The following is a 24,341-nucleotide window of genomic DNA, read 5'->3' as shown; positions in this document are numbered from 1 at the left end:
GAGCATTCGAATGGTACCTTAGCTCCTTAAGAATTCAGCGCAGTTGATTCCAGAGATTGCAGTTTTTTCGGACAGCGATCAGGGCAGGAGCTATATCTTGAGAAACCCGCGACTTCCACGGGATTTCTCTACAGACGTTTCTATTTCTTAACCTCGAATCGAGTACCGCCTTTCGATGCGACGGCGAATAGGGTAAGATTTATATTCCATTTTTTGAATGAAATGAAATGGACGAACCTGGACACGTAATAGATGCATTTCTTGGCGATCACGCCCAATTGGGACGGATTTCCTGAGACAAAGGAGATGGGCCTCAACATGGTAAAGGTGACATCGGAAAATCCGCAGTTTTTGGCCAAAAGGGTCAGTGTTTTTTCTTTGTAATTATTGATGTGATCCTTGGCTTCGAGGTAATGAGCTTTCGGATTCCTGCCTAAAAGAAAAACCTTCAACCTTGCTTTGATCAATTGTAACGGAAAATTCGGAGTTTCGATGAAAATGAACCCTCCGGGTTTGAGCAGAGAATGCAGATATTCTAGCAGACTTTGGGGGTTTGGAATGTGTTCGATAACATCCCAGAGTGTAATGATATCGAAACTTTCCTCGGGTAGGTCGCTTTCCTGGACCACACCGGAGAATACGTTCGTAAGATGGTTTTTTTCTCTGGCAAATCGAACCGCTTCTTCCGAAATTTCGTAGCCTACCGCTTTCCATCCGGGCCTTTCTTGTTCTATTTTACGGATAAAAAAGCCGAGACCGCAACCCACATCCAGGATTCTTCCGTTCGGAGAATGCAGGAATTGATCACAGAAGTCCTGGTATATTTCCCGGTGAGCGTTGTCCCACCAGCGCAAATCGTATTCTTTGCTGTCCCCTCCCCAGTATTCATCATAATGCTCCTTCTGGAGGTACGTGGAGTAAACATGCCCGCAATTGTGACACTCGACAATGGGGATGAGATTTTCTAGAAACACCATTTTTTTGCCGTCATTTCCGCACAAATAGCAATTAGAACGTAATCTAGATCCTGGATTTATTACAATTTCCGAAAGTGATTTCCTGTTGTCCCAAATCATAAAAGTTTTAACCGAGCTTCAGCTGTATTTTTTTAAGTGCTAACTTATTCAATCGAGAATAAGTTGCAACGGGAAAACCGGACAAAACTGACAAGACGTCGTGAATTTTGCGTTAAAATATAAGTGAAATATAAGTTATCTGAGCTGTCGGGATGAGAGCCGCATTCTTGCATCGTACGCAAATCGTACGTGCGTCGGAAAAAGTGGGAGGACAAGACGTTTCTCCCATTTTTTCCGCGAAAATTGTAAGCGAGTATATTACAATAGCTGAAACTAGATTCTTTTGTAGAGGAGTCTGGAGAAAAAAGAGGCTGGTAAGCCCATATTTTCCGAAAGTCTCGGGTAAAAACGACAAAAAGTAGCCGAAGTCCCCTGAGAGCTTCGAGTTTCACGGATTTTCAGTCTCAATTTTTAAATTTTACTCAATTTTTTTCCTTCCGATTGTTAAAATACAAAGGTGCTCCGTATCTGAAGGTATGAAGGAAATGATTTCTAATCTCAATTACGAAATTCTAAAGAGTTTCGGGAAAAAATGGCATAGATTTCGAGTTGTTATTTCGATTCTGCTGCTGCCTTTCCTCTTTTCATGCAATCGTGCCCTGCCTTTAAAAATGGATATGAGCCATGGAACTGGATTTTTGCTTTCCATTCTTCTGGAAAACAACCCGTCGTCCTCCGCTGCCTGCACCTCGAGTCCCACCCTTTCTTTGGGAGAAGGCGCGACCCGGGTGTTAGGACAATCGGATTTTGTGAGTAGCACCTCCGGCTCCGCTACAAATCGGCTTCATTCTGTGCAGGGGATCATTTCGGATTCCAGCGGAGGAATCTGGGTGGCAGATAGCTCCAATGCAAGAGTCTTACATTTTCCTGCGGGAGTCGCATCCGGCGGATCTGCGGATATTATTCTAGGAGGAACCGCTGGCACTGCATTGAATCAATTTCAAAGTCCTAGCGGTCTTGCGTTGGATTCCTCCGGCGGACTTTGGGTCGTGGATACTTCCAACGAAAGGGTACTTCATTTTCCGAAAGGAGTTTCGACAGGAGGAAGTGCGGACGCAATCATCGGCGTTACGGGAACTACCGGCACCACGAGTTCTCTTTTGTACACTCCGTCCGGCGTGGGCGTGGACAATGCAGGAGGGATTTGGGTGATCGATTACGCGAACTTTCGCGCTCTCCATTTTTCCGCTCCTTTCTCTAACGGGATGTCGGCAGATCTCGTACTGGGACAGCCCAACTTTACGACTGGTGCCACGGGAACCCCAAGCGCTTCGAATTTAGGAGGACCGAATGCCGTCAGAGTCGACTCGAGCGGAAATGTCTGGATTACGGATAATATTTCTTCTAGAGTGTTGCGCTATTCTCCCCCTTTCACCAACGGAATGAATGCGAATCTCGTAATCGGTGCGCCGAATTTCACTTCTACCATGAACGGTGTCACCGGCCAGAATACTCTTTGGGCTCCGAGCGGACTTTCCTTCGATTCCAAAGGGAATGTTTGGGTCACCGACAATTCCTACAGAAGAGTTACTCATTATTCCGCTCCCTTTAGCAACGGGATGAATGCGGACAATGTTTTGGGAGAACCTGACTATGCCTCTTTCAATGCGAATCTTACCGTCTCTGCATCCACATTCAACAACCCCTTCGATGTGACCGTTACGCCTTGTGGCCAGGTTTGGGTTGCCGACATCAACTTCAATCGCATCACGTATTTTCCATAAAAGATCGGGCGGATTTCTCTTTCGGTATTTCTACCGGAATCAAGCGCTTCTTTTGCGAGCTAGAATTCCGTAATGCCAAGGAGGAAGGCTCCTTACGGTCGGTTCCAGGATTTCGAATCCGCTTTCTTCCGCCCATAGTTTGATCTGATCCGGCTTGGGACGCATGTCCAGGCTCGGACCCCTGGGAGTTTTAGGATCGAAATTCCAATGAATGATTCCCGCTTTTCCTCCCGGCTTTAGGATTCGAAACGTTTCCGCAAGGATCTCTTCGGGAGACTCATGGTGAAGGATGTTAAACAGAGCCGTATAATCGACGGAGAGATCTACGAGGCCGGTTCCTTCGCTGATCAAATCGCGTCGTATGATTTCCACGTTGGTCAGACCGGCTTGCAGAACTCTCGATCCCGCCATGGAAATCATTTCAGGTTCGATGTCGAATGCGATGATCTTACCGGAAATCCGCTTCGCGACCGGGATCGTAAAGGTCCCGTAACCGGATCCGAATTCGACGAACGTCCCGATGTCGGAACCGATTTCCATTCTATCCAGTACCAACTCTACGTCGAATAAACTCTCCCAATAAGAGTATTCCGGCATCCCGCTGTCTCGAACCTTCATTCTCTTAGGAAAAGTTCTTGAACTCGAATGTCAATCGGATGTCAGATCCTAAAGTTGTATGGATCGTAATACGAAGACGTTTTTTATCGGCAGTGTGGAATTGAGGATCGAGGATCCGGAGCTAGGGATTTCCTTTCCCGTTTTAGTACAGTACCCCACGGAAACTCCCTCCGTTCCGACGTCCTTCGGTCCGTACATAATGGACGTCAGTTCGAATGCGGATCTTTCCGAGGGGCGATTCCCTTTGATCGTGATTTCGCACGGGAACGGAGGCTCTCATCTTCTGTACAGAACCATCAGCACCCATTTAGCGAAGAACGGTATGATCGTCGCGATGCTGGAACATTACGGAAATAATCGCAACAACAACGAATTGGAAAACACTCGAGCGAATTTGATCAATCGCCCCAAACACGTCAGCATGACGATAGACGGACTCCTTTCCTCGGAACGTTTCGGAAAAAGCGTTCGAACCGATCGCATTGCGATGATCGGACATTCTATGGGCGGATATACCGCCTTAGCCCTTGCCGGCGGAGTTCCTTGGACGAAAGAAGGGGAAAAAGTCGAAACTCCTACCGATTCCAGACTCCGGGCGATCGTGCTCATGGCTCCGGGAGCAGGTTGGTTTTTGAACTCTTTGAGTAAGGTGACGATCCCGATTCTTTTGTTTGCCGCGGAACACGATCCCATTACTCCCGGGTGGAATTCGGATATAGTATTGAACGGAGTTCCGGATCGATCCCAGGTTCTGCTCCGGACGGTTCCCAACGCAGGTCATTTTTCCTTTTTAAGTCCTTTCCCTCCCGCTTTAAAGAATCGTAATTTTCTACCCTCCGTAGATCCGGACGGATTCGATCGAGAAGAATTCCATCGCAGTTTACCGGGGGAAATTCTGAGATTCTTGGACGAAAAACTGACTTAATCCGACGAAGGATCGATTCTACTTTTCCCTTTCCGGTTCGGATGGCAGGAAAATCGTTTGCTTTATAGTTAAGTAAATACTTGACTATTGTTCCGTTTTAGAAAACTTAAGGCATTACTTAAGAATTTCGCAGGAGTCGGAACTCCTTGCGGATACGCCGCATCGCTGATGGACGCCGGACAAGAGGAGAACATAAAATGGATCCGCTAAAAATCGCGCACGAATCGTTCAGTATAGAAAAGATCTACAAGGCCGCTCCGAATTCGGTTTTTTCCGCCTGGGGCTCCCTTTCTTCGAAATCGAAATGGTTTATCGGACCGAAAGATTGGGTTCAGGTCAAAAGGGAACTGGATTTTCGAGTAGGGGGAAACGAAGTTCTGCAAGGTCGTTTTGGGGATCGCCTAAAAACGGTTTATACGGCGCGTTTTCACAGCATTCTTCCGGACCAAAGGATCGTATTCGTATACGATATGCATCTAAACGACGCGATCCATTCCGTTTCGCTTGCCTCGGTGGAAATCGAAGGTTTGTCCGGAGGAAGGACTCGTCTTACGTTTACCGAACAGGTCGCGTTTCTGGATGGAACTCCTGGGAATGAAGGAAACGTTTCCAGAAAGAACGGAACAGAAGCGCATTTGGATCGATTGGCTCTCTTCTTGGGAGAGGAAGAATGAAAACGCCTTACGTTGTACTATCTCTCTTTTCCGTCTGTCTTATCGTTTCTTGTGCTACTTTTGATGGACGCAATACGAAGGAAAATCCTTCCGATTTTCCGCTCTGAGATAAATTTAGGGCCATTTTTTGGAAAAAAATTGTTGGTTGTCGGTTAATGAAAAAAGAAAGTGCAAGATACAAATTTCCGATGAGAATTCCCAAATTTGCTTATTCCCTTTGTTTCCTATCGTTGGTTTTTCTGAACTGCTTGAAGACGGAATCCGGAAACTGCGACAATTCCGATGTCTTTACGGCTTCCTTTTTCCAAGGTCTCAATTCTCGGAGAGGTTCTTCCTTTTGCGGATATCTGAAATCTCCTCTGCCGACGACTCCTTGGACCCGCCTCTTGGGGGCAGCCGGCGCTTCCACCCAATCCGCAGGAGTGACTGCCGATAGTTCGGGAAACGTTTATGCTGCCGGAAATACGACGGGGAGTCTGGACGGAAACGCCCTGATCGGTTCTCAAGACGCGTTCGTAGTCAAATACGATACGAACGGAAACAAACAATGGACGAGAACGTTGGGGGTTGGGGGGTCCAGCTTGAGTATGAACGGAACCGCTTCCGATTCTCTCCAAAACGTGTACATTTTGGGTTCCACAAGTGTGAGCTTGGACGGGCAGGCTTTTTCGGGCACCACGGATTTGTTCCTTACGAAATACGATACGAACGGAAATAAACTTTGGACCCGTCTTTTAGGACCGTCCGGAAGCGCCGCGCTTCCAATGGGAATCACGACGGATCCCCTCAACTTTGTTTACGTGACGGGCTACACGAACGGGAACCTGGACGGAAACGTACTTGTCGGATTGTACGACTTATTTCTTACGAAATACGACCCGAACGGAGTCAGATTGTGGACACGCACCCTGGGAGTCTCGGGGGCACATACGCAATCGGATGCAATTACTTTAGATTCCTCTAATTCGGTTTACGTGACAGGTTATACGACCGGAAATTTGGACGGAAACGTCCTGGCCGGAGCTCAGGATCTGATCGTGGTCAAATACGATTCGAACGGGAACAAACAATGGACACGCCAATTGGGGTTATCGGCCGCTTCCGAAGTCGGAAACGGATTAACTACCGATATGTTTGGGAATATCTATGCGACGGGAAATACGAACGGAAACCTGGACGGTCAGACTCTTACCGGTACCTTCGCTTTCTTTGTCGTGAAATACGACAACCAAGGCACAAAACAATGGACGCGTCTTTTAGGTACCGGAGGAACTTTTACGTACGGATTGGGAATCACATACGATTCCTTTAACGACGTTTTCATAACAGGATATACGGGAGGAGGTTTGGACGGGAATACCCTGACCGGAACTCAGGATATCTACGTGACGAAATACGACTCGAATGGAGTAAAACAATCCACGCAACAAACGGGGGCCTCGGCTGCCAGCACCACCGCTTCGGGAATCGCTTCCGATTACTATGATAACATGTACAAGACGGGATACACCTCAGGCAGCCTGAACGGGCAGACCCTTGTCGGAACGAGCGCTTTATATATTATAAAAAATTAATTTATTTTTTCCGTACGGGATCGTGCCGGTCCCTTATCGAGCTAAAAACGGAGGATGTTGGATTCTTTTCGAAATTCGGTCGTTTCGCTTGGCAACCGCTCCGAATTCCGAAAGAACCGTTTTCCGGCTTTATGCCGTTTTTTTCATCCGGATTGCGCCGATAAGAAGCATTAGAATGGAGATGAACATTCCGAGAATTCCCGGAAGTCCTACTGGAGGAAAATTGACGGGGGCTCCCACTGCTCCTTTCGCAGCCAGACCCACCGGCAATAAGAGTCCCGCCACCGCCGCCCAAGATGCGATTGACTTCGCTCTATCCGAAAGAGCTACCTTATCGATCCAGAGTCCGACCAGCATATTATACATAGCGATCGGCATTCCGTGGGAGTGTCCCTCGCGGAGGTAAAAACGCACGATACTCAGTACGTGTTCTCCGTTTTTTACAGAATTGGCATCGAATGTGGCGCCAAGAGCGAATCCGCCCATTGCCGCCAAAAAAATCGCGGCCAAGCCTGCGACGAGGTTCGTTTTTCCATATCGAATCATGTGTTTCTCCATTCGGGTCTGTTGATTTTCAGGGGAGATATATGACATTTATACATTTGAATTCAAGAAATTTCGGACCCGATTCTGCATTTTTCTGCGGATGGACCGGGAAGATTCGAACGGGAGTTGATATACGATTAGATCCGCCTTTTCAGAGGCGCTCATCGTAATATATTCTGTATTAGAATATTTTAAATTTAGACGCGACCTCGGGGATTCTTTCAGGAGAAAGGAGGTCGTTCTTACATCTAATTTCGGTATACATATGTTTCGTCGATTGCGAGGATCTGAACGTAAAATTTTTTAATAAAATACTATTAAATGGTTGTATGTTAATTGGGGTGTTTTAGTTGCTAAATTATGGTGAAAAAAACAATATTCCCTCTGACGTTCCGCCTCTTCGCTTCGAACTGTACCGCATTGGACTCCACCGGCGCTACCAACTCCTACAAAGGATCCGTAGTGAAAAGCAAGATTCACGACGCAGCGTTCAGTTCCGATTTTCTTTATTATAATTCCGTTTTGTCCGACTCGTCGAGCGCGGCTGCAGTAGCGATGATAGATTCCTACTTGGCTGAAATTTTTGCGAATATAGACGATAGCAAATACTACGGTAAGACCTCGGTGGACAAATGCGTTCAGGATATACGGATCCTCGGGCTTTCGGTGATGAGCGCCTCCTTGACCGTCGCCACAAACAACGACTGCTCGAAATTGCAAGCGAATCCGGCCATATTATAAGCACCGAATTCGAACTAACCAACAATTGCTACGTTGCTTAAAGATAAGTATCAAAGATATCGAAGACGTTTCGGGGCTGAACGCCCCGTTTTTTTCGTCCTTTGAATATTATAAAAAATAAATGGAGTCGGATTGATTTTTATGGGTATTCGTATGAAGAAACAACAGAATTTGCGTTTCTCCGACAAGGAAATTGTAATGATTCAAAAAGTGGAAGAGTTCCGAAAACGGCACGAAAAATTGAGCGCGAGCGGAAGGATCAAACAGATCAAAGGGCTGTTTGCCAAATTGATTTCGTATCATAAAAAATTTGACCGGGTTTTTTCCGAAATGCAGAAGCTAGTCGAAGAGGTCGACGAGCTGGAGAGGAAGTTGAAAGCGGTGGGGGTTGGCGATCTATTGAGCAGATTGAAGAGCAAGAGGGTTTAACCTAGGTTTGGAGACCTTGGAGTTCGGATTTTCTACACTCGAGGAAGTGTGAAAGAATCGAACTACAGGGTTTTGTTTTTCGAATCCGAGCTCGTCGGGCAGAAACGAATCTCAGGGATTTTTTCTTTTTTCGTCCCGAAAGAAAACATGGCAGGAAAAGTCGGTTGACGCCAAAAAAACGCAGGAATTAAAAATTACTTTAGGCGTTCAAAGAAGGTGTCAGTTCGATGTCTGAATGGTTCCTTTTTCGATTCCGAATATTATTGATTTTTAGGTAGGCTGGAATGGGACTCATCATGTTCGGACTCATATTTGGGTCGGCGGTCTTTTTCTATAAATATTCCCATCGTACCAATTTAAGCAAAGCCTTTGCCTTGATGGCTTTCACCTTGTCCTTTTGGGGATTTTCCCTTTTTTGGAGTGATTACGATCTTTTTCCCGGATTCCGGTGGACGATGATCCAATGCATCACGGTTTTTCCTTTATTCGTACCTGTCTTACTTACCTATATCACTTACAATTATACCCGCCCGGTGGATCCGAAGAACCCTCCTTTGGTGCTTACGATCTTTCATACGATCGTCATCGTATATTTCCTTTGGCTGTCTTGGGAAGGGAGGCTTTCGCCTTTCATTGCCGAGAATGGGGAAAGCGTTTTCCGGGGAAATTTCCAGTATTACTTTCCCTATTGCGGATATATCATCGGAACGATTTTGGTTTCTCTTTTCGTGATGATCCGAAACATTCTTCGAGGGGAACATTTCGTCCGACTGCACTCGATTTATATGTTTACGGGCGTTTCTGTGGGGGGATTCGTTTCGGTCGTCTTTACTCTAGTTCTACCGTTATTGGGAATTCACTTAACGTTTTTTTCCATCTTCGGCCTCCTCATATTTCTCTGGGTCACCTGGATTCCGTTGGAAAAATATTCCCTGTTCAACGCGGACCTTCTGGATTTTAGAATAGAGATGAGACATCCGAAAATCTCGAGCGTGATTCTGGAAATAAACAGGTTTTTCTTAAGTAAACTGTACCCGAATCAGTTCGAAGTCGCGCGCAAGAAATTCGAAGATGAAATCGAAAAGGTGCTCCACAGTAGCGGATCGAAACTGGTTATCGATCATCGGAGGAATCCGGAAAATTTTCCCTCCTATCTGAAAGGTTATATTCAGGATATAAAAAAATCGTTTTTTAAATCCTAGAACTTTTCCGGACTTTCTTCACGGAACTTTTTACTCCATCGCGCTCGTCCAGAACGCTTGGGCGATGCTTTCCTGGGCAGAAAGATGTTCTATCAGCGAATCTAGCTCCTCGCTTTCGACGGAACTGGATACGAGCACGGCCTGGATTTCCACGGAATCGGACCCGAATGGGCGTATGATCAGATCGCGTATCGGAAAGCCTTTGGCCTCCAGAAGTTGTTCTAAAAATTCCAAGGCTTCCTTGTGTCTTTCCCGGACGGCGATGATCTTTACGATATTCGTCACTTCCACAAATCGTGTGTCCAGAGGTTGGCGGTTGATACGGTTTACGATCGGGCGCAATAAAGTGTTGGTCGCCAGAATGAATGCGGAACCTAAAAAAGCTTCCAGCAGAAGATCCGCTCCGGCGCAGGCGCCGACTGCAGCGGAGGTCCATAGAGTGGCGGCCGTATTCAATCCGCGCACGTTTCCTTCTCCCCTCATGATTACTCCGGCTCCCAAAAAGCCGATTCCCGAGACCACATAAGCGATGACGTGAATCGCTCCTTCGTGTCCGTGGAGACGATTCGCCGCGTCCACGAAGATGGCTGCTCCGACTGCTACAAGAACGTTCGTTCTCAGGCCGGCTGTGCGTTGTCGGTACTGTCTCTCTAATCCGATCAAGCCCCCCAATACGAAGGCGGCACCGAGACTTATGAGAGTATCTATCAAAGAAGCGAAATTGATTTTATGAAAGGCTTCCATTCTTATCTTCGATATCCTTTGTTCCGAATTTTATTTCTTATCTATGCGGAAGTTCCACGATAAAAGAAGAGCCCGAGCCTTCCTCGGATTTTACCGCGATCGTTCCTCCGTGCAATTGCACGATCCGACTCACTAAAGCCAATCCTATTCCGTTACCCGAAGCGAAATTGGAATTAAAGCCTCTATAAAACGAATCGAAGATTTTCGGAATCTCGGATTCTTTGATTCCGACCCCGTTGTCCGTAAAAGTAAGAATCGTTTTTTCCTTAAACCGGTTTATCGAAACCGTCGATTGTTTGTTTTCGGAGAATTTGCATCCGTTTTCCATTAGATTGGAAAAGGCCACTTTTAAAAGATACTCGTTTCCCAAAATGGATATGAAGTTCAGGTCGTCTCCGAAATCGCTCGCGAAATGTAGGTTCAAACTGTAATTGGCGTTTTGTTTGATCAATTCCTGTCGCGCGTCCAAGAGGATTTCGTCCAGGCGTAGGGATTTGAACCCGATTTCGGACGAATCGTAATTGGCCTTGGCCAAATCCAACAGTCCGTTGATTAAGCGAACGATCTTTTTGGCATCTTCCAGCGCCGAAGAGATCGTTTGCTTGTATTCTCTCACGCCTCTGTCCTTATTCTTGGATATTTCCAACTCGGTGATCAAAGCGGATAGCGGAGTCCTCAGCTCGTGCGATATATGAGAAACGAAATGTTTTTGCGATTCGAAGGATTTTTCCAATCGATCCAGCATCCTGTTCAATGTTCTTGCGAGTTTGGAAATCTCATCCTTTCCGTTTCCTTCGTTTACGCGGAGGTCCAAGTTTTTTGCGGTGATCTCTTCGGTTTTCGTGACTAGATCCGTAACCGGCCGAAGAGCCTGGATGGAGAATATCTTGCCCGCCAGGAAGGTGAGGGAGACGCAGATCAGGAATCCGAATGCGAGCTTGTATTTGAACTTTTTCAGGATGGCCAATCCGTATCCGTCCACCGCTGCTGCGGTGATTATATAGTCCGACCCGCTGTGATGGTATACGAATCCTACGGCCTGGATGGAATTCGTGTAAAAATGGATTTCCTTTTCCTTGAGAATCCGTTCGAACATTTCCTTGGACTCTTTGACTTTGTCGTTATCGGAAGAGTCGTGATAGAGAAGGTTGAAATCTTTGTCGTAGATCGCGACCTCGTCCTGAAAATAGGAGTTCGGAGCGCTCGCGTAGATCAACTGCAACGACTGCGGGTTGATCTTGGCCCCGATGAGCAGATCCGCCTTGGTCATTCCGAGTTGTTTTAGTCTTTTGTAAAATTCCTCCTCTCTATCTTCGGAATACGTGATATAGATGGAGACCGCGAAGCCGAGCAGAAGAACCGCCACTATGGAGGAGAAAATCAGGGTCAGTTTATTCCTAAGTTTCACGGATCAGCCTTCTTTGAAGATGAATCCCATTCCCGGTTTGGTATGTATGAGCTTCGCTTCAAAATCGTTATCTATCTTTTTTCTAAGATAGTTCACGTAAACGTCTATAAAATTCGTACCAGTATCGAAGGAGGTTTCCCAGACTTTTTCGGAAATTTCGGCTCGGGAAAGGACTCTATCCGGGTTCCTCATCAGAAATTCGAGAAATTTGAACTCCTTCGGGGTAAGATCTATCTCTTTGCCTCCCCGGCGGACGATTTTGGTTTTTAGGTCCATTTCCAGATCCGAATACTTCAATAGATCTCCCGGATATTTTAGGGGGGCTTGGTTTCTTTTTAGAAGCGCCTTGATTCTCGCCAGAAGTTCCCGAAAATCGAAGGGCTTTACCAGATAGTCATCCGCTCCGGCATCGAACCCTTCCACCTTGTCGTCCGTAGTTCCCAAAGCGGTGAGCATAATGATCGGAATCTCCGGCTTGGAATTTCGAATGATTTTGCATAACTCGATTCCGTTCATCTTCGGAAGTATGATGTCTGCGATGATCAGGTCGAAGTCGTTTTGTACGGCGATTTTGCTCGCCATCTCTCCGTCGTACGCCGTGGATATGGAGAAGCCTTCTTCTTCCAGTCCGCGTTTGATCAGTTCGGAGACTCGAACGTCGTCTTCTATTACCAATATATGCATTCGAATAACTCTAAGTTTTCCGCTTTTGCGACAAAATAAGATTACAGTAATACAATTTATCGACGTTGAAGAATCGTAAATTGAAATACTGTTTTTTGCGGGAGGTCCGTCGACTTCGAGCGATCGATTTTTCGATCCGTTTTTGATGGGATTTTCTCTAATAAAATTCTAAAGACCTTCTAAGGAAATTTTAATAGGCGTATTTCCAGGAAAACCCGAAAAGAAATCGCTCCGACGGCTCGACATATTTTGATGGCTTTGCGAGTAGCCGTTATCGGAAACCCAAGCATTAATATCTTATTTTAGCGGTCGAAATGTTTCTTCTTCGCAGATATCCGTCCTCGTTTTCCTTTTTTTACGCCTTCCAAAACTGCGGATCTTGCGTGCGGATTCTTCTTCCCGGATTTTTTCCGATTCCGAAGGCGTTTGCATTGTGTTTCGTACTGTGGGGGACGGTATGCATCTCTAGTCTACATGCGCAAGCCGCTCCGGACCAATCCCCCGCTTCGAAGTGGGACGATATGATCCAGGAATATACCTCGGAAAGTCTAGCGGACAAGCAGAAGAGAAAGGATATAGCCGAAGAAAAATACAGGACGAAATATTTTTCCGTCAATCTAGGGCTCGGTTTTTCTCACGCTACGGGTTCCGTTCGGCGCCACGATTATGTTGCGTTGCAGACCCAAGGTCATTATGTGAAACCGAATCTTTTTTTGGAGCTCAAGTCCAGGGATTTAGCCCTTTCCGAATACTTCGGCGTACAGCTTTTGAGTCATACGACCACGTTCAGTTTCGACAACCAGGAGATGGATTCGATTCCGGACAATGTGAGTACTACCAACTACGGTTTGGATAACTTCATCAATACCAGGCTCCAAAACCGGACCAGGCGAGAGGATGTAGGAACGAATGCGAACGGATATTATTCCATCCTGTTGCCTGCTTTTTTCTGGGGAAGGCCGAATTCGGACGGCTTTCGGTTCGGTGGAGGAGTGGGGGTCTCCGTAGTAAACGAAAGCGGGAACATGTACATCAAGAACCGGTACCAGCCTTTGATCGCGTCCGCATCGGCGGACCCAAACACGGGATTGAATTCTTCTGCATACATCAATACCTTGACCGCTTATAATATTTTGTCGGGGGTAGTGGACCTGCCCGTGCAGTCCGCCTTCCTTCTGAGTTCGCAAAAGTTGGACACGCCCACTATGGCGGCATTCCTGATGGCTCAGGGGTATTCCCCGCGAAAATCGGATTTGATCACCTACGAGAACCTGGTGAATTTTTGGGGAGTGGATCCGATGACTGCGCTCGTTCTGAGCGTCTATCCTAGAAAGAAGATCCATCAAAAAAACGCGATAGGGACAGGATTCATGCTTTTCTTCGAGACTCCCATGGTTTATGGGCTAAAGGGAAAGATGACTCTGGGGGTTCCGTCTTTTTCCGCTGACCACGGATTCAAGGCGGATATAGTTAACGTTTCTTTTACGTTGTATTATCCGATACAATTCTGAAGATAAAGATGAAAAAGAGCGCTTTTATCGGTTTCTCGTTATTTTTCCTCGGGACGTTTCCTTCCCCCTCTTTCGGGCAGGATCCTCTCGCCATCGGTTCCTCCAATCCGGAGATTCCTTTCGGGGATTATTTGAGCGATGTATTGAACAACAATTACGAGCTCGCATCCAGAAAATACGGGGTGAATATTTCCGAAGCGCAGATCGACGTCGCCAGAAAGTTTCCGAATCCGAACTTCGTGGTCGGGAACCAATCCGCGGACATTTCCAATAAGCATCTTCCCCAACAATGGTACGCGGGTTTCCAAGGTACCATAGAGCTCGGAGGAAAACGGTCCGCGAGGGTCAATTTGGCCACAAGCGTAGCGGACCAATCCCGGGCGTTGTTTGCGGACTTTCTGCTCCAGTTGCGTGCGGACGCCACGATCACTTACGCGAATTCCCTTTCCATCCTTTTGACCATACAAAGGAAAGAGGAGTCCCTTCGCAGCCTTCAGCAATTGGTGGATTCCACCGCCATCAAATTGAAATTCGGAGACGCTTCCGAAACGGACGTGACCCAGGCCGCGATCGAAGCGAACTTGATGAAGAACGATTTATTGACCTCCCAGTCGGACCTGAAGGCGGCTTTGTTGGCGATGAATCAATTGATGTGCAGAAAGGACAGGGGTTCTCTTCTCTATCCGAAAGGGAATTTGAATATTCAAGTTAAGAAATACGACATGGACGAATTGATCCGTTACGCTTTGGAAAAACGTCCGGATGTGATCGCAGCGAGATACAATAAGATCGTCGCAGGCAACAACCAAAAATTGACGGTCGCGGATCGGGTGCCGAACTTCAATTTCGAAGTTGCGAACAACTTTTATACGAGATCCACGAACGCTACGGGACCTTCTCCCGCCTACTACGCATTGACTTATTTTTTCGGAATCACGATGCCGATTTCGAACATGTATACTGGGGATTTGGAGGCGGCTAGGCATAGGATCAGCCAATCGGAAGTGGACCTCGAAGCCGCTAAGTTGAAGGCGGAAGTGGACGTCAAGCGGGCCTATCTCCAATACCAGCTCGCCAGCGAACAATTAAAAATTTATAATTCAAGCATATTAACCGACGCGGAAAAAGTGTATAAGGGAAGGTTGTACAGCTTTCAAAGAGGAAACGCCTCCTTATTCGACGTTCTAAACGCGCAGAGAATGCTGAACAGCGTATATTTCACGTATTACCAAGATCTAAAAAACTACGCCATCAAGGTGGTCGAACTCCAAAGAGCGGCGGGCATTTGGGAAATAGAACTATGAAAACTTTTATAAAACTCCTTCCCGTTCTTTTGATCGTGCTCGTCTCCTGCAAGAAGGCGAAAAAACAGGAGCCGTTTCCGGAGGACTTCATTGTAGACGGGAACAGGATTTCCCTGCCTGAAAATTCCACTCTTCGCGGAAGATTGTCCACAGGCCGGATCAAGTTGAAGGACTTCCGAAAGGAGGTCCAAGCCCCCGCTTCCGTCGAGGCCAACTCCACGAAGATGGCGAAGGTGACCCCTCCTTTGGTGGGACGAATCATCAATATATATGTCAAGCTTGGAGACTCGGTAAAACCCGGACAGGTTTTGTTTACGATAGACTCTCCGGAATTGGCTCAAGCGCAGAAGGACTACCTCAGTGCAAAGGCCGAGATCATACAGGCGGAGATCAATATGAATCGCCAAAAGGATCTTTTCGATAACGGCGTAGGGATGAAGAAGGACGTAGAGCAAACGAAGACGAACTTCGAAGTCGCAAAGAGCCAATTGAAACAAGCGGAGGCGCGACTAAAAATCTACAATATCGATCCTGAAAAAACCAGTCTGGGCGAACCTTTGAAGGTGTATTCTCCGATCCGGGGAAGGGTGATTTCCATGGGATTGGCTCCCGGGGAATATCATAATGATCCGAACCAAAACCTAATCACCATCGCCGACTTATCCAGCGTCTGGATCACTGCGAATGTGAGGGAAAAAGATATCCGCTTTCTCGCCGAGGGCGAGGACGGCATCGCCCGCATATCCGCTTATCCGGAGGATCGCTTCGAGGGAAAAGTACTGTACATAGACGATATTCTGGATGTGGAAACGAGAACCGTGAAAGTTCGGGTCGGATTCGACAATCCTCAGAGGAAAATGAAACCGGGCATGTTTGCCAGCGTGACCTTCCGGTCGAAAGTGGGCAAGGCGCTACTCATCCCGGCAAAATCCATCATTCAGGAAAACGATAAGAAATTCGTATTTCTGAAAATATCCGATGGGAATTTCGAAAAAAGGGAAATCGTAACGGACGATTCCGATTCTTTTCAGGACGAGATCGTGGTCACCGACGGAATTTCGGACGGGGACGAGATCATCACGGAAGGTACTTTTTATCTTCTGAAAATGAAATAGCTCCGCAAATTCCGGGAGAACGGTTGATAAAATGATCTTCAATTACTTAAACTCGACGATTTCCAAAAGAATCTTAATCATAGCGCTTTTTATTCTGCTTTGCGTTTTCGGATTCTATTCTTGGCAGCAACTTTCGGTCGAGGCTTATCCCGACATCGCGGACGTGACTTCTCAGGTGATCACGCAATTTCCCGGTCGGGCCGCGGAAGAAATCGAGGAGCAGATCACGATTCCGTTGGAGCGCGCACTGAACGGAACTCCCGGTCTGTCTGTGATGAGAAGCAAAAGTACGTTCGGGCTCTCGATCATCACTCTCGTGTTTCAGGAGGGAGTGGAAGACTATTGGTCCCGGCAAAGGATCAAGGAAAGGATAGAAGGGGTATCTCTCCCTTCCGGTGCAAAACCGGAATTGGATCCGCTCACTTCCCCCATCGGCGAGATTTTCAGATACACTTTGGAATCGAATTCCAAGGATGTCAGGGAATTGCGCGAGTTGCAGAAGTGGTTGGTCATTCCCAAGCTGAAGCAAGTGCCGGGAGTCGCGGACATCTCCAATTTCGGAGGGATTACCACTCAGTTCCAATTGGAGATCGACCCGAATCGTCTGACCCAATTCGGCGTCTCGCTCTCGCAGGTCATCGATACAGTACAAAAAAATAATACGAATTCCGGCGGTAGTCTTCTGAAAATGGGGGATCTCGGATACGTGGTCCGGGGTATCGGCCGTATCCGCTCTCTTTCGGATCTCGGAAATATCGTAGTGGAGTCGAACAAGGGAGTTCCCATTTATCTGAAGGATTTAGGGGAACTGAAATACGGTAACCTGGAGAGAAAGGGGATCGCGGGAAAAGATTCGAATCACGACGTGGTCTCCGGAATCGTACTCCTATTAAGATACCAAAACCCGAGCGTGGTGCTGAAGGGAATTCACGAAAAGGTGACGGAACTGAATAACGGCCTTCTTCCTAAGGACGTGAAGTTGGTTCCGTACATGGACCGGACCGATCTCGTAAAAACGACCTTGAATACGGTTTCCAAAACCTTACTGGAAGGGATCGCTTTGGTGATCATCGTACTCGTGGTTTTTTTGGGGAATGTGCGGGGAGCGGTACTTGTTGCGATCACGATTCCGGTTTCTCTCCTCATCGCTTTTATCCTGATGAACTTCACAAAAATTCCGGCAAATCTTCTTTCCATGGGAGCCATAGACTTCGGCATCATCGTAGACGGGGCCATCGTAATGATGGAAAGCGTTTTGAAAGCGAGGGAAGAGGATTCGGATCGGACGCTTACCGTCACGGACATCGCGACGGTGACTGCAGGAGTGGCGAAACCGATTTTCTTTGCGACGATCATCATTATCACCGCGTATTTTCCCTTGTTCGCGTTCGAAAGGATAGAAAAGAAATTGTTCACTCCTATGGCCTATACGGTCGGCTATGCGCTTGCAGGCGCGCTTTTGGTGGCATTGACTTTGATTCCCGGTTTGGCTTATATCATGTACCGAAAGCCTCAGAAACTCTACCATAACCGCTGGCTGGAAAGACTTTCCGAAAAGTATAAATCCGTAATAAAGTCCACTCTGGATTCCCCCAAAAAAGTTTTCCGTTATTTCGGAGGCGCATTGGTTCTGACGATCTTTTTCGGAATCTTTATCGGAAAGGACTTCCTTCCCGAATTGGACGAGGGATCGATCTGGCTGCAAGTACAGCTTCCTCCGGGAATTTCCATCGCGAAGGGTTCGGAAATGGCGGACGAGTTGCGTCATGAAACCTTGAAATTCGAGGAAGTCTCCCACATGGTGACTCAGCTCGGAAGGAACGACGACGGAACGGATTCTTGGACTCCTTCCCATATAGAGGCTTCCGTAGGACTGAAACCGTACGACACCTGGAAAAGCGGTAAGACCAAGCGCGAACTCATCGGCGAATTGAGAGCGAAATACGCGACCCTTCCCGGCTATATCGTCAGTTTTTCCCAGCCCATGATAGATAACGTCAATGATAAGATTGCCGGAGCTCATAGTGAGCTGGTTCTGAAAGTTTACGGCGAAGATTTTCGGGAAACCAGGGAACTGACGATGAAGGTGATGGGCCAACTGAGATCCACCCATGGAGCTTCGGACGTAGGGATAGATCAGGAACCTCCTTTGCCTCAAATCCAAGTGCGGATAGACAGGGAAATCGCTGCAAGATACAGTCTAAACGTTTCGGACGTATCCGACCTTGTGGAAGACGCGATCGGAGGGCAGGCGATCGGGGAACTTTTTATCGGGGAAAAAAGATATGATATCACCGTGCGTTATGCGGAACGTTTTCGGAATACTCCGGAGGCGATAGGAAACCTAACCTTAACCGCGCCTAATGGAGCCAAGATCCCGATATTCCAAGTAGCGGAAGTGAAATTGACCACGGGGGAAAGCACGATCACCCGGGAAGGAAACCGTAGGCACCTGACCGTGAAAGTGAATCTAAGCGGACGGGATCTTTCCTCTTTTGTCAAAGAGGCCAAAGAAAACATAGAGCAGAACGTCCGTTTCGACCCGGAAAAATACCAGATCGTCTGGGGAGGGCAGTTGGAAAATCAGGAAAGGGCCAATAAAAGACTCGCGATCATCGTTCCTTTGGTGATCTCCGTGATGTTCGTCCTTCTTTATGCCGCGTTCGGAAACTTCAGACACGCTACGCTCCTTCTTTTGATCGTTCCCGCCGCGTTATTAGGCGGACTCATTGCGCTCATATTGAGGGGAATGACCCTGAACGTCTCTAGTTCCGTAGGGTTTATCGCATTATTCGGGGTGGCGATCCAGAACGGAGTCATCATGGTTTCGCATCTAAACGAACTCAAAAGCAAAGGGCTTCCTCTAAAGGACTTGGTGATCCAAGGGGCTACGAGCAGATTAAGGCCGATCTTGATGACGGCAACGGTCGCCGCCCTGGGATTGCTACCCGCGTCCCTCGCGACAGGGATCGGAAGCGATGTGCAAAGACCTTTGGCTACGGTGATCGTGTACGGATTGTTTACCGCCACAGGAATGACTTTGTTCATCATCCCAGCCATCTATTACCGTTTAGAAACCATCTTTCAAGGCAGGAAGTGATCTTAAAGTCGGATAGAAGGGAAGGGTTTAAGCGGTTAACCCGCGAACCCATTTAGTTTGTTAAGAGTAGTAATATACTTGGAACGGAATGCCTTAAAATTCGAAGCTCGGTCGAAAAATACTGGTAAACATATGTCTTCTAACCTAGACTGCCCGGAACGGCGACCGAATGAATCCAAGTTCCTAGCCTTTTTTCCTTCATATATAAAAGTTCGCAAATGAATCCGAGCTTTGGACTCGTTCGGTAGAGGAGAAGGTTGAATGATCCACCCTATGTATTTACGGGCATTCGGAGAGAACGAGGACGCGAAGCAGTACTTTTTGGAAGGATACAAATTCCAAACGGAAGGGGACCTGAAGCGGGCTTCTTTTTACTATAGAAAAAGCCTTTCCCTCCGTCCTACCGCCGAGGCCTGGACGTTTCTGGGTTGGGTGTATTCCTTGGCTGGCAAAACGGAAAAGGCGATCGAATACTGCCACCGCGCCATAGATACGGATCCCAAGCTCGGAAATCCGTACAACGATATAGGCGTCTATCTGATGCAACAAAAGAAGTTTTTGGACGCGGTCCCCTGGTTACAAAAGGCCAAATCCGCACCTAGATACGAAGTTCGGATCTATCCGTATTTCAACGAAGGTTGCTGTTGGGAGAGCCTAGGGTACCTGGACCGGGCCAAAAAGGAGTTCGAAGCCGCATTGAAAATCGATCCGGATTACGAGCCTGCGCTGCTCGGGTTGAAAAAATTAATGGCAAGATATAACTGAAATCTAGCTGAGAAAATTCCTTTACAAGATTTTTTCGGTCCAAATAGTGAGATATCTAACTAAATGGGGGTGGCGATGGATTCCATTCGTTTTGCGGTCGAGGACGGCATAGGGAGAATCGGACTAAATACCGATGAAAGGAACAGCTTTACCTTAGCGGAGTTCCGTAAGTTGGAGGAAGTTCTGGACGGCGCGGCAAAATCGACGTTGAGCGCGCTCGTAATCGCTAGCGATAGGGAAGGGGTTTTTTCCCAAGGTTTGAACCTTTCGGAATTGAATTCCGAGGAGAGCCGAAAGGATCTGTCTCCTTTTCTAAATCATTTTTTCGGAATATTGGAAAAGATTTATTTTTTCCCTTCGCCCGTCATCGCCGAAGTCGGAGGACACGCGATCGGGTACGGCGCGATGATCGCGATTGCAAGCGATTTTCGCATGGGACTGGCGAATCTCAGGATGGGACTTCCCGAAGTCAAGATCGGAATCCGGGTTCCGGCCTCCGTCGCTCGGATGCTTGCGAATATCGTAGGCTGGAAAGAAACGGAACAACATATCATTTCCGGGGATATGTACAAGGGTTCGGAAGCGTTCGAGATCGGATTGCTGGACGAAGTCTACCAGACGTCTTCGGAGCTGAAAGTGGCGTCCTCTAAATTGGCCAAGAAAATCTCCAAAAATTCCCGGTCCGCGGTGAGAGCTTCCAAAGAAGGGATGAGGCATCTGAACCGGGAACTTGCGGAAATATTTAAATATGATAAGGAAAAAACCAAGGAAAGCCTGAGGACTTCAGATGCACACGAAGGAGTGGCGGCTTCCATAACAGGAAGAAGACCCGAATTCGAAAAATAAACCTAGATCTTACGGGAATTTCTGAGATGAGTATAAATTTTTTCTAATAAATCGAAGAGTTGTTCGGACTCTTGGAGATTTAAACCCCAAAGTTTCAGAGAGAGAACGCGCGATCCTATCTTGGACGCGGTTCTCTTCAGGGATTTCCCTTTTCTCGTGAGTTCTATATTCGTTTCCCGTTTATCCTCTTCCGAAGAATATCTTTTCACCAGACCTAACTCTTCCAATTTGCCGACTAGCACGGTAACGGTGGGTTTTTTCCTGTGGATCGCTGTGGCGATCAAGGACATATTCGTTTTCTGCTTTCGAAGTAAAAAGGTCAGAATTTCGAAATGAGAGGCGGAGAGACTTTGCAAATCCTCCACTTCCTTTAGGCTTTTCTCGATTTCGTTATTCAGAAATTCCGCGAGGCGAGGAAGATATTTGACGGATTGAAACCTTCCCGAGGACGACATGACTCCGAGAAGATTTCATTCCGCCCTAAGTTCGTCAAGTGATCTACGGATTCTTCTCGAAAACGGGCGTTCTGGATATGAATCTTCTGAAATACGAATACGCCAGAAAATACAAAACCAGAGAGACGAAAAAAGACCAGTATCTCGGAAGAAAAGCCCAGGCAAGAAGAGCGGGAAGGTTCGCGAGAGTAAATAGAAACGCAACGAATCCTTTGTGGTGGGTACGGACAGCGAAGAGTTGGTACAAGTGGATGCGATGGGCCTGGAAGATATTCTCCTTTTTTTTCAGCCGGACGAGGATCGTAAGCAGACCGTCCGTAAAAAATACGGGAGCTAAGAAGAACAAATCGGAAACTTCGAACGGCCTTTTGCCTTGGACGTAGAAAGGAAGTGCGCCGAGAGCGAAACCCAGAAATAGGGAACCGGAATCCCCCAGAAACAATTTCGCCTTGGGAAGGTTCCACGCCAAAAAGCCGAACAGCGCGGCGAAGATGGATAGATAAGAAAACGGTAAATCGTTACCGGTCAAAAGGATCGTTGCAAAAGCGGTAAATACGAGATTGGATGCCAGATACGTGTCCAAACCGTCCATAAAATTGCAGAGGTTCACGAAAAAGAGAAGGTAGAGGGAAATGAGCGCGATCTCTCCGTAACCTCCCGGCGAAACTCCAAGATCCATTCCGAACAAAGAGATCCGGAACGGAGCCAAGCCGATCCAAGCGATCAGGAATACGAACTCGGCCCCGAAACGCAAATACGGGCTTAAGCCCTTTACGTCGTCCCCAAATCCGACCAAAAAAAAGAAGAAGACTCCCGTCCACCAATGCAAAGGAAATTCCGAGCGGCCGAAATAACTCCATAGGACAAGAATCAGGCTGGAAGAAAAAAAGATCCAGATCCCTCCCGATTTTTTGGTCGCGGCCTGGTGCATGCTACGTTCGTTCGGGATGTCCGAAATCGAAATCCGTCTCGAACCTATATAGAGCCTGCATAGACCTAAGGAGAGTAAAAAAGTCGTGGAATAATAGACCAGAAGTTCCGTAGAAACGTGCATCGACAAACCCAGAATTGCGACGGACGGACTCCAGGCAACTCGGAATCCGGTTCGCGAACCGGGGAAGCACGCGGAAGGGAAATCCGAGGGTATTTTTATTGCCAAATCCTCCCCGGCTAAGGAATTTACAAATTATGTTTCAAGGCGTTTATACGGCCATCATCACTCCTTTTCGAAACGGAAAAATAGACTACGACGCTTATTTTTCGCTCTTAGAAAAGCAGATTCGGGGAGGCGTGAGCGGCGTGGTACCTTGTGGAACGACAGGGGAGTCTCCGACCCTTTCGCACGAAGAACATGCGGAACTCATTCGGGAGACGGTTCGGACCGTCAACGGAAGAATCCAGGTCGTGGCGGGAACCGGATCCAATTCCACGAGAGAGGCGGTGGAGCTGACGAAAGCCGCCTGCAAGGACGGGGTGGACGGAATCCTGCAAGTGAATCCCTATTATAACAAACCCACCCAGGAAGGGATGTTTCTTCATTTTAAGGAAGTCGCCGATCATTCTTCCGTACCGATCATGTTGTACAATATTCCGGGACGAACCGGTGTGAATCTTTTGCCCGAGACCGTTCTTAGGCTTTCGGAGCACCCGAGGATCCGGTCCATGAAAGAGGCAACGGGAGATTTGGGACAGATGTCCAAGTTGATCTCCCTTGTGGGGGAAAAAATGACCGTGCTTTCCGGAGACGATAACCTGACTCTTCCGCTTTTGGCGGTCGGCGGAGTGGGGGTGGTTTCCGTGATTTCGAACTTATTTCCCTCTAGTCTGGTTCAGTTGGTGGATTCCTTTCGCAAAGGAGACCTAACGACCGCTAGACGGATTCATTACGATTTTTTGGATTTGTTCGCGCTTGCATTTACGGAAACGAATCCGATTCCGATCAAAGCTGCCATGAGTTGGCAAGGTCATTGTAGCCCGGAGATTCGTCTTCCCCTGACTTCGTTGACCCAAAATGCTGCGGCGGAAAAATTGAAAAAGACCGTCGTCTCCCTGATCGAGAAAGGTTATAATTAAGGGGAAATTCTTGGCGGGAAAAAATCGAATCGCGGTAATCGGGGCCTCGGGCCGGATGGGGAAGGCCATCATTCAGGTGCTCTCCCAGTCGAAAGAATCCGAACTTTCGGCCGCAGTGGTCGGAAAAGAGTCGGTATGTCTCGGGTTGGATGCCGGTTTAAATTCCGGACTGAAGCCGAACGGGATCCTATTCACCAGCGATTTGGAAAGGGCAGTGTCGGAGGCGGATACGGTCATCGATTTTTCTCTTCGTGAAGTTTTACAGGAAGTCCTCCGCACCTGTGTTGCGGCGGGAAAGCCGGTGGTCGTCGGGACGACCGGAATCACCGCAGAACATAAGAAATTACTGATGGATGCCTCGTCGAAAATTCCGATCGTCTATTCCCCCAACATGTCCGTGGGAGTGAACCTTCTTTTTAAACTGACGGAAATCGCGGCCAGGGTCATGGGAGATTTGGCGGATATCGAAATCCAGGACATACACCACCGTCACAAGAAGGACTCTCCGTCGGGAACCGCCGAAAAGTTGAAGGCGATTCTATTGGAAACCTTGGGAAGATCCGAATCGGACGTGATCCACGGCAGACACGGAATTTTACCGGAAAGGGATCCGAAAGAGATCGCGATCCATTCTTTCCGGGCCGGGGAAGTGATCGGAGATCATACCGTCTTTTTCTTTACGCCGGAGGAAAGGATAGAGATTTCCCATAAGGCTCAGGACAGAAAGACTTTTGCGGTAGGTTCCGTAAGGGCGGCGGAGTTCCTAGTAGGAAGAAAAAACGGTCTATATGATATGTTCTCCGTGTTGGGGCTCTAAAGGAAAAGAG

Annotated in this window: 23 protein-coding genes; 15 read left to right on the top strand and 8 right to left on the bottom strand. The window is 47.6% G+C overall.

What is annotated here, in order from left to right:
* Nucleotides 1–140: 140 nt before the first annotated feature.
* Complete coding sequence (locus EHO60_RS12115) at nt 141–977, bottom strand: class I SAM-dependent methyltransferase (protein ID WP_246028289.1); 837 nt, start codon at nt 975–977, stop codon at nt 141–143.
* A gap of 716 nt (nt 978–1,693) precedes the next feature.
* On the opposite strand from EHO60_RS12115, the gene EHO60_RS12110 reads away from it, so the two are divergent.
* The gene (locus EHO60_RS12110) at nt 1,694–2,800 is read left to right on the top strand and encodes an NHL repeat-containing protein (protein WP_246028288.1); all 1,107 of its coding nucleotides are present in this window, start codon (nt 1,694–1,696) and stop codon (nt 2,798–2,800) included.
* Between the two features lie 39 nt (nt 2,801–2,839).
* On the opposite strand, the gene EHO60_RS12105 is transcribed toward EHO60_RS12110, so the two are convergent.
* Nucleotides 2,840–3,418, bottom strand: coding sequence for a class I SAM-dependent methyltransferase (locus EHO60_RS12105; RefSeq protein ID WP_135768445.1), 579 nt, complete (start codon nt 3,416–3,418; stop codon nt 2,840–2,842).
* A gap of 58 nt (nt 3,419–3,476) precedes the next feature.
* Here EHO60_RS12105 and EHO60_RS12100 point away from each other — a divergent pair, with 58 nt between their 5' ends.
* The 3 genes from EHO60_RS12100 to EHO60_RS12090 all read left to right on the top strand — a co-directional run bounded on the left by EHO60_RS12100 (nt 3,477) and on the right by EHO60_RS12090 (nt 6,591).
* The gene (locus tag EHO60_RS12100) at nt 3,477–4,343 is read left to right on the top strand and encodes an alpha/beta hydrolase family protein (RefSeq protein WP_135768444.1); all 867 of its coding nucleotides are present in this window, start codon (nt 3,477–3,479) and stop codon (nt 4,341–4,343) included.
* A gap of 197 nt (nt 4,344–4,540) precedes the next feature.
* A complete protein-coding gene (locus EHO60_RS12095) occupies nt 4,541–5,017 on the top strand; it encodes an SRPBCC family protein (RefSeq protein ID WP_135768443.1) in 477 nt (158 codons plus the stop codon).
* Between the two features lie 155 nt (nt 5,018–5,172).
* Complete coding sequence (locus EHO60_RS12090) at nt 5,173–6,591, top strand: SBBP repeat-containing protein (protein WP_246028287.1); 1,419 nt, start codon at nt 5,173–5,175, stop codon at nt 6,589–6,591.
* Nucleotides 6,592–6,720: 129 nt separating this feature from the next.
* On the opposite strand, the gene EHO60_RS12085 is transcribed toward EHO60_RS12090, so the two are convergent.
* Nucleotides 6,721–7,137 carry a hypothetical protein gene (locus tag EHO60_RS12085; RefSeq protein WP_135768441.1) on the bottom strand — a complete coding sequence of 139 codons (417 nt, stop codon included), beginning with the start codon at nt 7,135–7,137 and terminating at the stop codon, nt 6,721–6,723.
* 360 nt (nt 7,138–7,497) lie between these two features.
* Here EHO60_RS12085 and EHO60_RS12080 point away from each other — a divergent pair, with 360 nt between their 5' ends.
* From EHO60_RS12080 to EHO60_RS12070, 3 genes are all read left to right on the top strand, one after another.
* The gene (locus EHO60_RS12080; RefSeq protein ID WP_135768440.1) at nt 7,498–7,878 is read left to right on the top strand and encodes a TIGR04452 family lipoprotein; all 381 of its coding nucleotides are present in this window, start codon (nt 7,498–7,500) and stop codon (nt 7,876–7,878) included.
* 198 nt (nt 7,879–8,076) lie between these two features.
* On the top strand, nt 8,077–8,307 hold the full coding sequence (locus EHO60_RS12075) for a hypothetical protein (protein WP_167880211.1): 231 nt from the start codon (nt 8,077–8,079) through the stop codon (nt 8,305–8,307).
* 284 nt (nt 8,308–8,591) lie between these two features.
* Nucleotides 8,592–9,509 (top strand): hypothetical protein, encoded by a 918-nt coding sequence (locus EHO60_RS12070; protein WP_135768438.1) that lies wholly within the window; start codon nt 8,592–8,594, stop codon nt 9,507–9,509.
* Nucleotides 9,510–9,539: 30 nt separating this feature from the next.
* On the opposite strand, the gene EHO60_RS12065 is transcribed toward EHO60_RS12070, so the two are convergent.
* Genes EHO60_RS12065 through EHO60_RS12055 form a run of 3 tightly spaced genes read right to left on the bottom strand, consistent with a single transcriptional unit; the run spans nt 9,540 to nt 12,345 of the window.
* Nucleotides 9,540–10,253 carry an MgtC/SapB family protein gene (locus EHO60_RS12065; RefSeq protein WP_135768437.1) on the bottom strand — a complete coding sequence of 238 codons (714 nt, stop codon included), beginning with the start codon at nt 10,251–10,253 and terminating at the stop codon, nt 9,540–9,542.
* A 37-nt stretch (nt 10,254–10,290) separates the two neighbouring features.
* On the bottom strand, nt 10,291–11,661 hold the full coding sequence (locus EHO60_RS12060; protein ID WP_135768436.1) for an ATP-binding protein: 1,371 nt from the start codon (nt 11,659–11,661) through the stop codon (nt 10,291–10,293).
* 3 nt (nt 11,662–11,664) lie between these two features.
* Nucleotides 11,665–12,345, bottom strand: coding sequence for a response regulator transcription factor (locus EHO60_RS12055; protein ID WP_135768435.1), 681 nt, complete (start codon nt 12,343–12,345; stop codon nt 11,665–11,667).
* Nucleotides 12,346–12,776: 431 nt separating this feature from the next.
* Here EHO60_RS12055 and EHO60_RS12050 point away from each other — a divergent pair, with 431 nt between their 5' ends.
* From EHO60_RS12050 to EHO60_RS12025, 6 genes are all read left to right on the top strand, one after another.
* Nucleotides 12,777–13,856 carry a hypothetical protein gene (locus tag EHO60_RS12050; RefSeq protein WP_167880210.1) on the top strand — a complete coding sequence of 360 codons (1,080 nt, stop codon included), beginning with the start codon at nt 12,777–12,779 and terminating at the stop codon, nt 13,854–13,856.
* An 8-nt stretch (nt 13,857–13,864) separates the two neighbouring features.
* Nucleotides 13,865–15,160, top strand: a complete 1,296-nt coding sequence (locus EHO60_RS12045; protein ID WP_135768433.1) for a TolC family protein — start codon at nt 13,865–13,867, stop codon at nt 15,158–15,160.
* A complete protein-coding gene (locus tag EHO60_RS12040) occupies nt 15,157–16,275 on the top strand; it encodes an efflux RND transporter periplasmic adaptor subunit (RefSeq protein ID WP_135768432.1) in 1,119 nt (372 codons plus the stop codon). The genes EHO60_RS12045 and EHO60_RS12040 overlap by 4 nt, the downstream gene beginning before the upstream one ends.
* Nucleotides 16,276–16,306: 31 nt before the next feature.
* The gene (locus EHO60_RS12035; protein WP_135768431.1) at nt 16,307–19,375 is read left to right on the top strand and encodes an efflux RND transporter permease subunit; all 3,069 of its coding nucleotides are present in this window, start codon (nt 16,307–16,309) and stop codon (nt 19,373–19,375) included.
* A 264-nt stretch (nt 19,376–19,639) separates the two neighbouring features.
* Nucleotides 19,640–20,140, top strand: a complete 501-nt coding sequence (locus EHO60_RS12030) for a tetratricopeptide repeat protein (RefSeq protein ID WP_167880214.1) — start codon at nt 19,640–19,642, stop codon at nt 20,138–20,140.
* Between the two features lie 75 nt (nt 20,141–20,215).
* Nucleotides 20,216–20,986: an enoyl-CoA hydratase/isomerase family protein gene (locus EHO60_RS12025; RefSeq protein WP_246028286.1), complete on the top strand. Its 771-nt coding sequence runs from the start codon at nt 20,216–20,218 to the stop codon at nt 20,984–20,986.
* Nucleotides 20,987–20,988: 2 nt separating this feature from the next.
* Here the strand turns inward: EHO60_RS12025 and EHO60_RS12020 are convergent, their stop codons facing one another.
* Both EHO60_RS12020 and EHO60_RS12015 read right to left on the bottom strand, forming a co-directional pair.
* On the bottom strand, nt 20,989–21,441 hold the full coding sequence (locus tag EHO60_RS12020; protein WP_135768429.1) for a MarR family winged helix-turn-helix transcriptional regulator: 453 nt from the start codon (nt 21,439–21,441) through the stop codon (nt 20,989–20,991).
* A 43-nt stretch (nt 21,442–21,484) separates the two neighbouring features.
* Nucleotides 21,485–22,495, bottom strand: a complete 1,011-nt coding sequence (locus tag EHO60_RS12015) for an MraY family glycosyltransferase (RefSeq protein WP_135768428.1) — start codon at nt 22,493–22,495, stop codon at nt 21,485–21,487.
* A 134-nt stretch (nt 22,496–22,629) separates the two neighbouring features.
* Here EHO60_RS12015 and dapA point away from each other — a divergent pair, with 134 nt between their 5' ends.
* On the top strand, nt 22,630–23,514 hold the full coding sequence (gene dapA / locus EHO60_RS12010) for a 4-hydroxy-tetrahydrodipicolinate synthase (RefSeq protein WP_135768427.1): 885 nt from the start codon (nt 22,630–22,632) through the stop codon (nt 23,512–23,514).
* A gap of 10 nt (nt 23,515–23,524) precedes the next feature.
* On the top strand, nt 23,525–24,331 hold the full coding sequence (gene dapB, locus EHO60_RS12005) for a 4-hydroxy-tetrahydrodipicolinate reductase (protein ID WP_135768426.1): 807 nt from the start codon (nt 23,525–23,527) through the stop codon (nt 24,329–24,331).
* Nucleotides 24,332–24,341 lie beyond the last annotated feature (10 nt).

Source organism: Leptospira fletcheri (assembly GCF_004769195.1).
GTDB lineage: Bacteria > Spirochaetota > Leptospiria > Leptospirales > Leptospiraceae > Leptospira_B > Leptospira_B fletcheri.
This window is presented reverse-complemented; position numbering and strand designations above follow the sequence as displayed.

Coding starts and splice junctions, on each gene's coding strand:
- EHO60_RS12115 (WP_246028289.1), bottom strand. CDS start 977: ATGGTGTTTCTAGAAAATCTCATCCCCATTGTCGAGTGTCACAATTGC.
- EHO60_RS12110 (WP_246028288.1), top strand. CDS start 1,694: ATGAGCCATGGAACTGGATTTTTGCTTTCCATTCTTCTGGAAAACAAC.
- EHO60_RS12105 (WP_135768445.1), bottom strand. CDS start 3,418: ATGAAGGTTCGAGACAGCGGGATGCCGGAATACTCTTATTGGGAGAGT.
- EHO60_RS12100 (WP_135768444.1), top strand. CDS start 3,477: ATGGATCGTAATACGAAGACGTTTTTTATCGGCAGTGTGGAATTGAGG.
- EHO60_RS12095 (WP_135768443.1), top strand. CDS start 4,541: ATGGATCCGCTAAAAATCGCGCACGAATCGTTCAGTATAGAAAAGATC.
- EHO60_RS12090 (WP_246028287.1), top strand. CDS start 5,173: ATGAAAAAAGAAAGTGCAAGATACAAATTTCCGATGAGAATTCCCAAA.
- EHO60_RS12085 (WP_135768441.1), bottom strand. CDS start 7,137: ATGATTCGATATGGAAAAACGAACCTCGTCGCAGGCTTGGCCGCGATT.
- EHO60_RS12080 (WP_135768440.1), top strand. CDS start 7,498: ATGGTGAAAAAAACAATATTCCCTCTGACGTTCCGCCTCTTCGCTTCG.
- EHO60_RS12075 (WP_167880211.1), top strand. CDS start 8,077: ATGATTCAAAAAGTGGAAGAGTTCCGAAAACGGCACGAAAAATTGAGC.
- EHO60_RS12070 (WP_135768438.1), top strand. CDS start 8,592: ATGGGACTCATCATGTTCGGACTCATATTTGGGTCGGCGGTCTTTTTC.
- EHO60_RS12065 (WP_135768437.1), bottom strand. CDS start 10,253: ATGGAAGCCTTTCATAAAATCAATTTCGCTTCTTTGATAGATACTCTC.
- EHO60_RS12055 (WP_135768435.1), bottom strand. CDS start 12,345: ATGCATATATTGGTAATAGAAGACGACGTTCGAGTCTCCGAACTGATC.
- EHO60_RS12045 (WP_135768433.1), top strand. CDS start 13,865: ATGAAAAAGAGCGCTTTTATCGGTTTCTCGTTATTTTTCCTCGGGACG.
- EHO60_RS12040 (WP_135768432.1), top strand. CDS start 15,157: ATGAAAACTTTTATAAAACTCCTTCCCGTTCTTTTGATCGTGCTCGTC.
- EHO60_RS12035 (WP_135768431.1), top strand. CDS start 16,307: ATGATCTTCAATTACTTAAACTCGACGATTTCCAAAAGAATCTTAATC.
- EHO60_RS12025 (WP_246028286.1), top strand. CDS start 20,216: ATGGATTCCATTCGTTTTGCGGTCGAGGACGGCATAGGGAGAATCGGA.
- EHO60_RS12020 (WP_135768429.1), bottom strand. CDS start 21,441: ATGTCGTCCTCGGGAAGGTTTCAATCCGTCAAATATCTTCCTCGCCTC.
- EHO60_RS12015 (WP_135768428.1), bottom strand. CDS start 22,495: ATGCACGTTTCTACGGAACTTCTGGTCTATTATTCCACGACTTTTTTA.
- dapA (WP_135768427.1), top strand. CDS start 22,630: ATGTTTCAAGGCGTTTATACGGCCATCATCACTCCTTTTCGAAACGGA.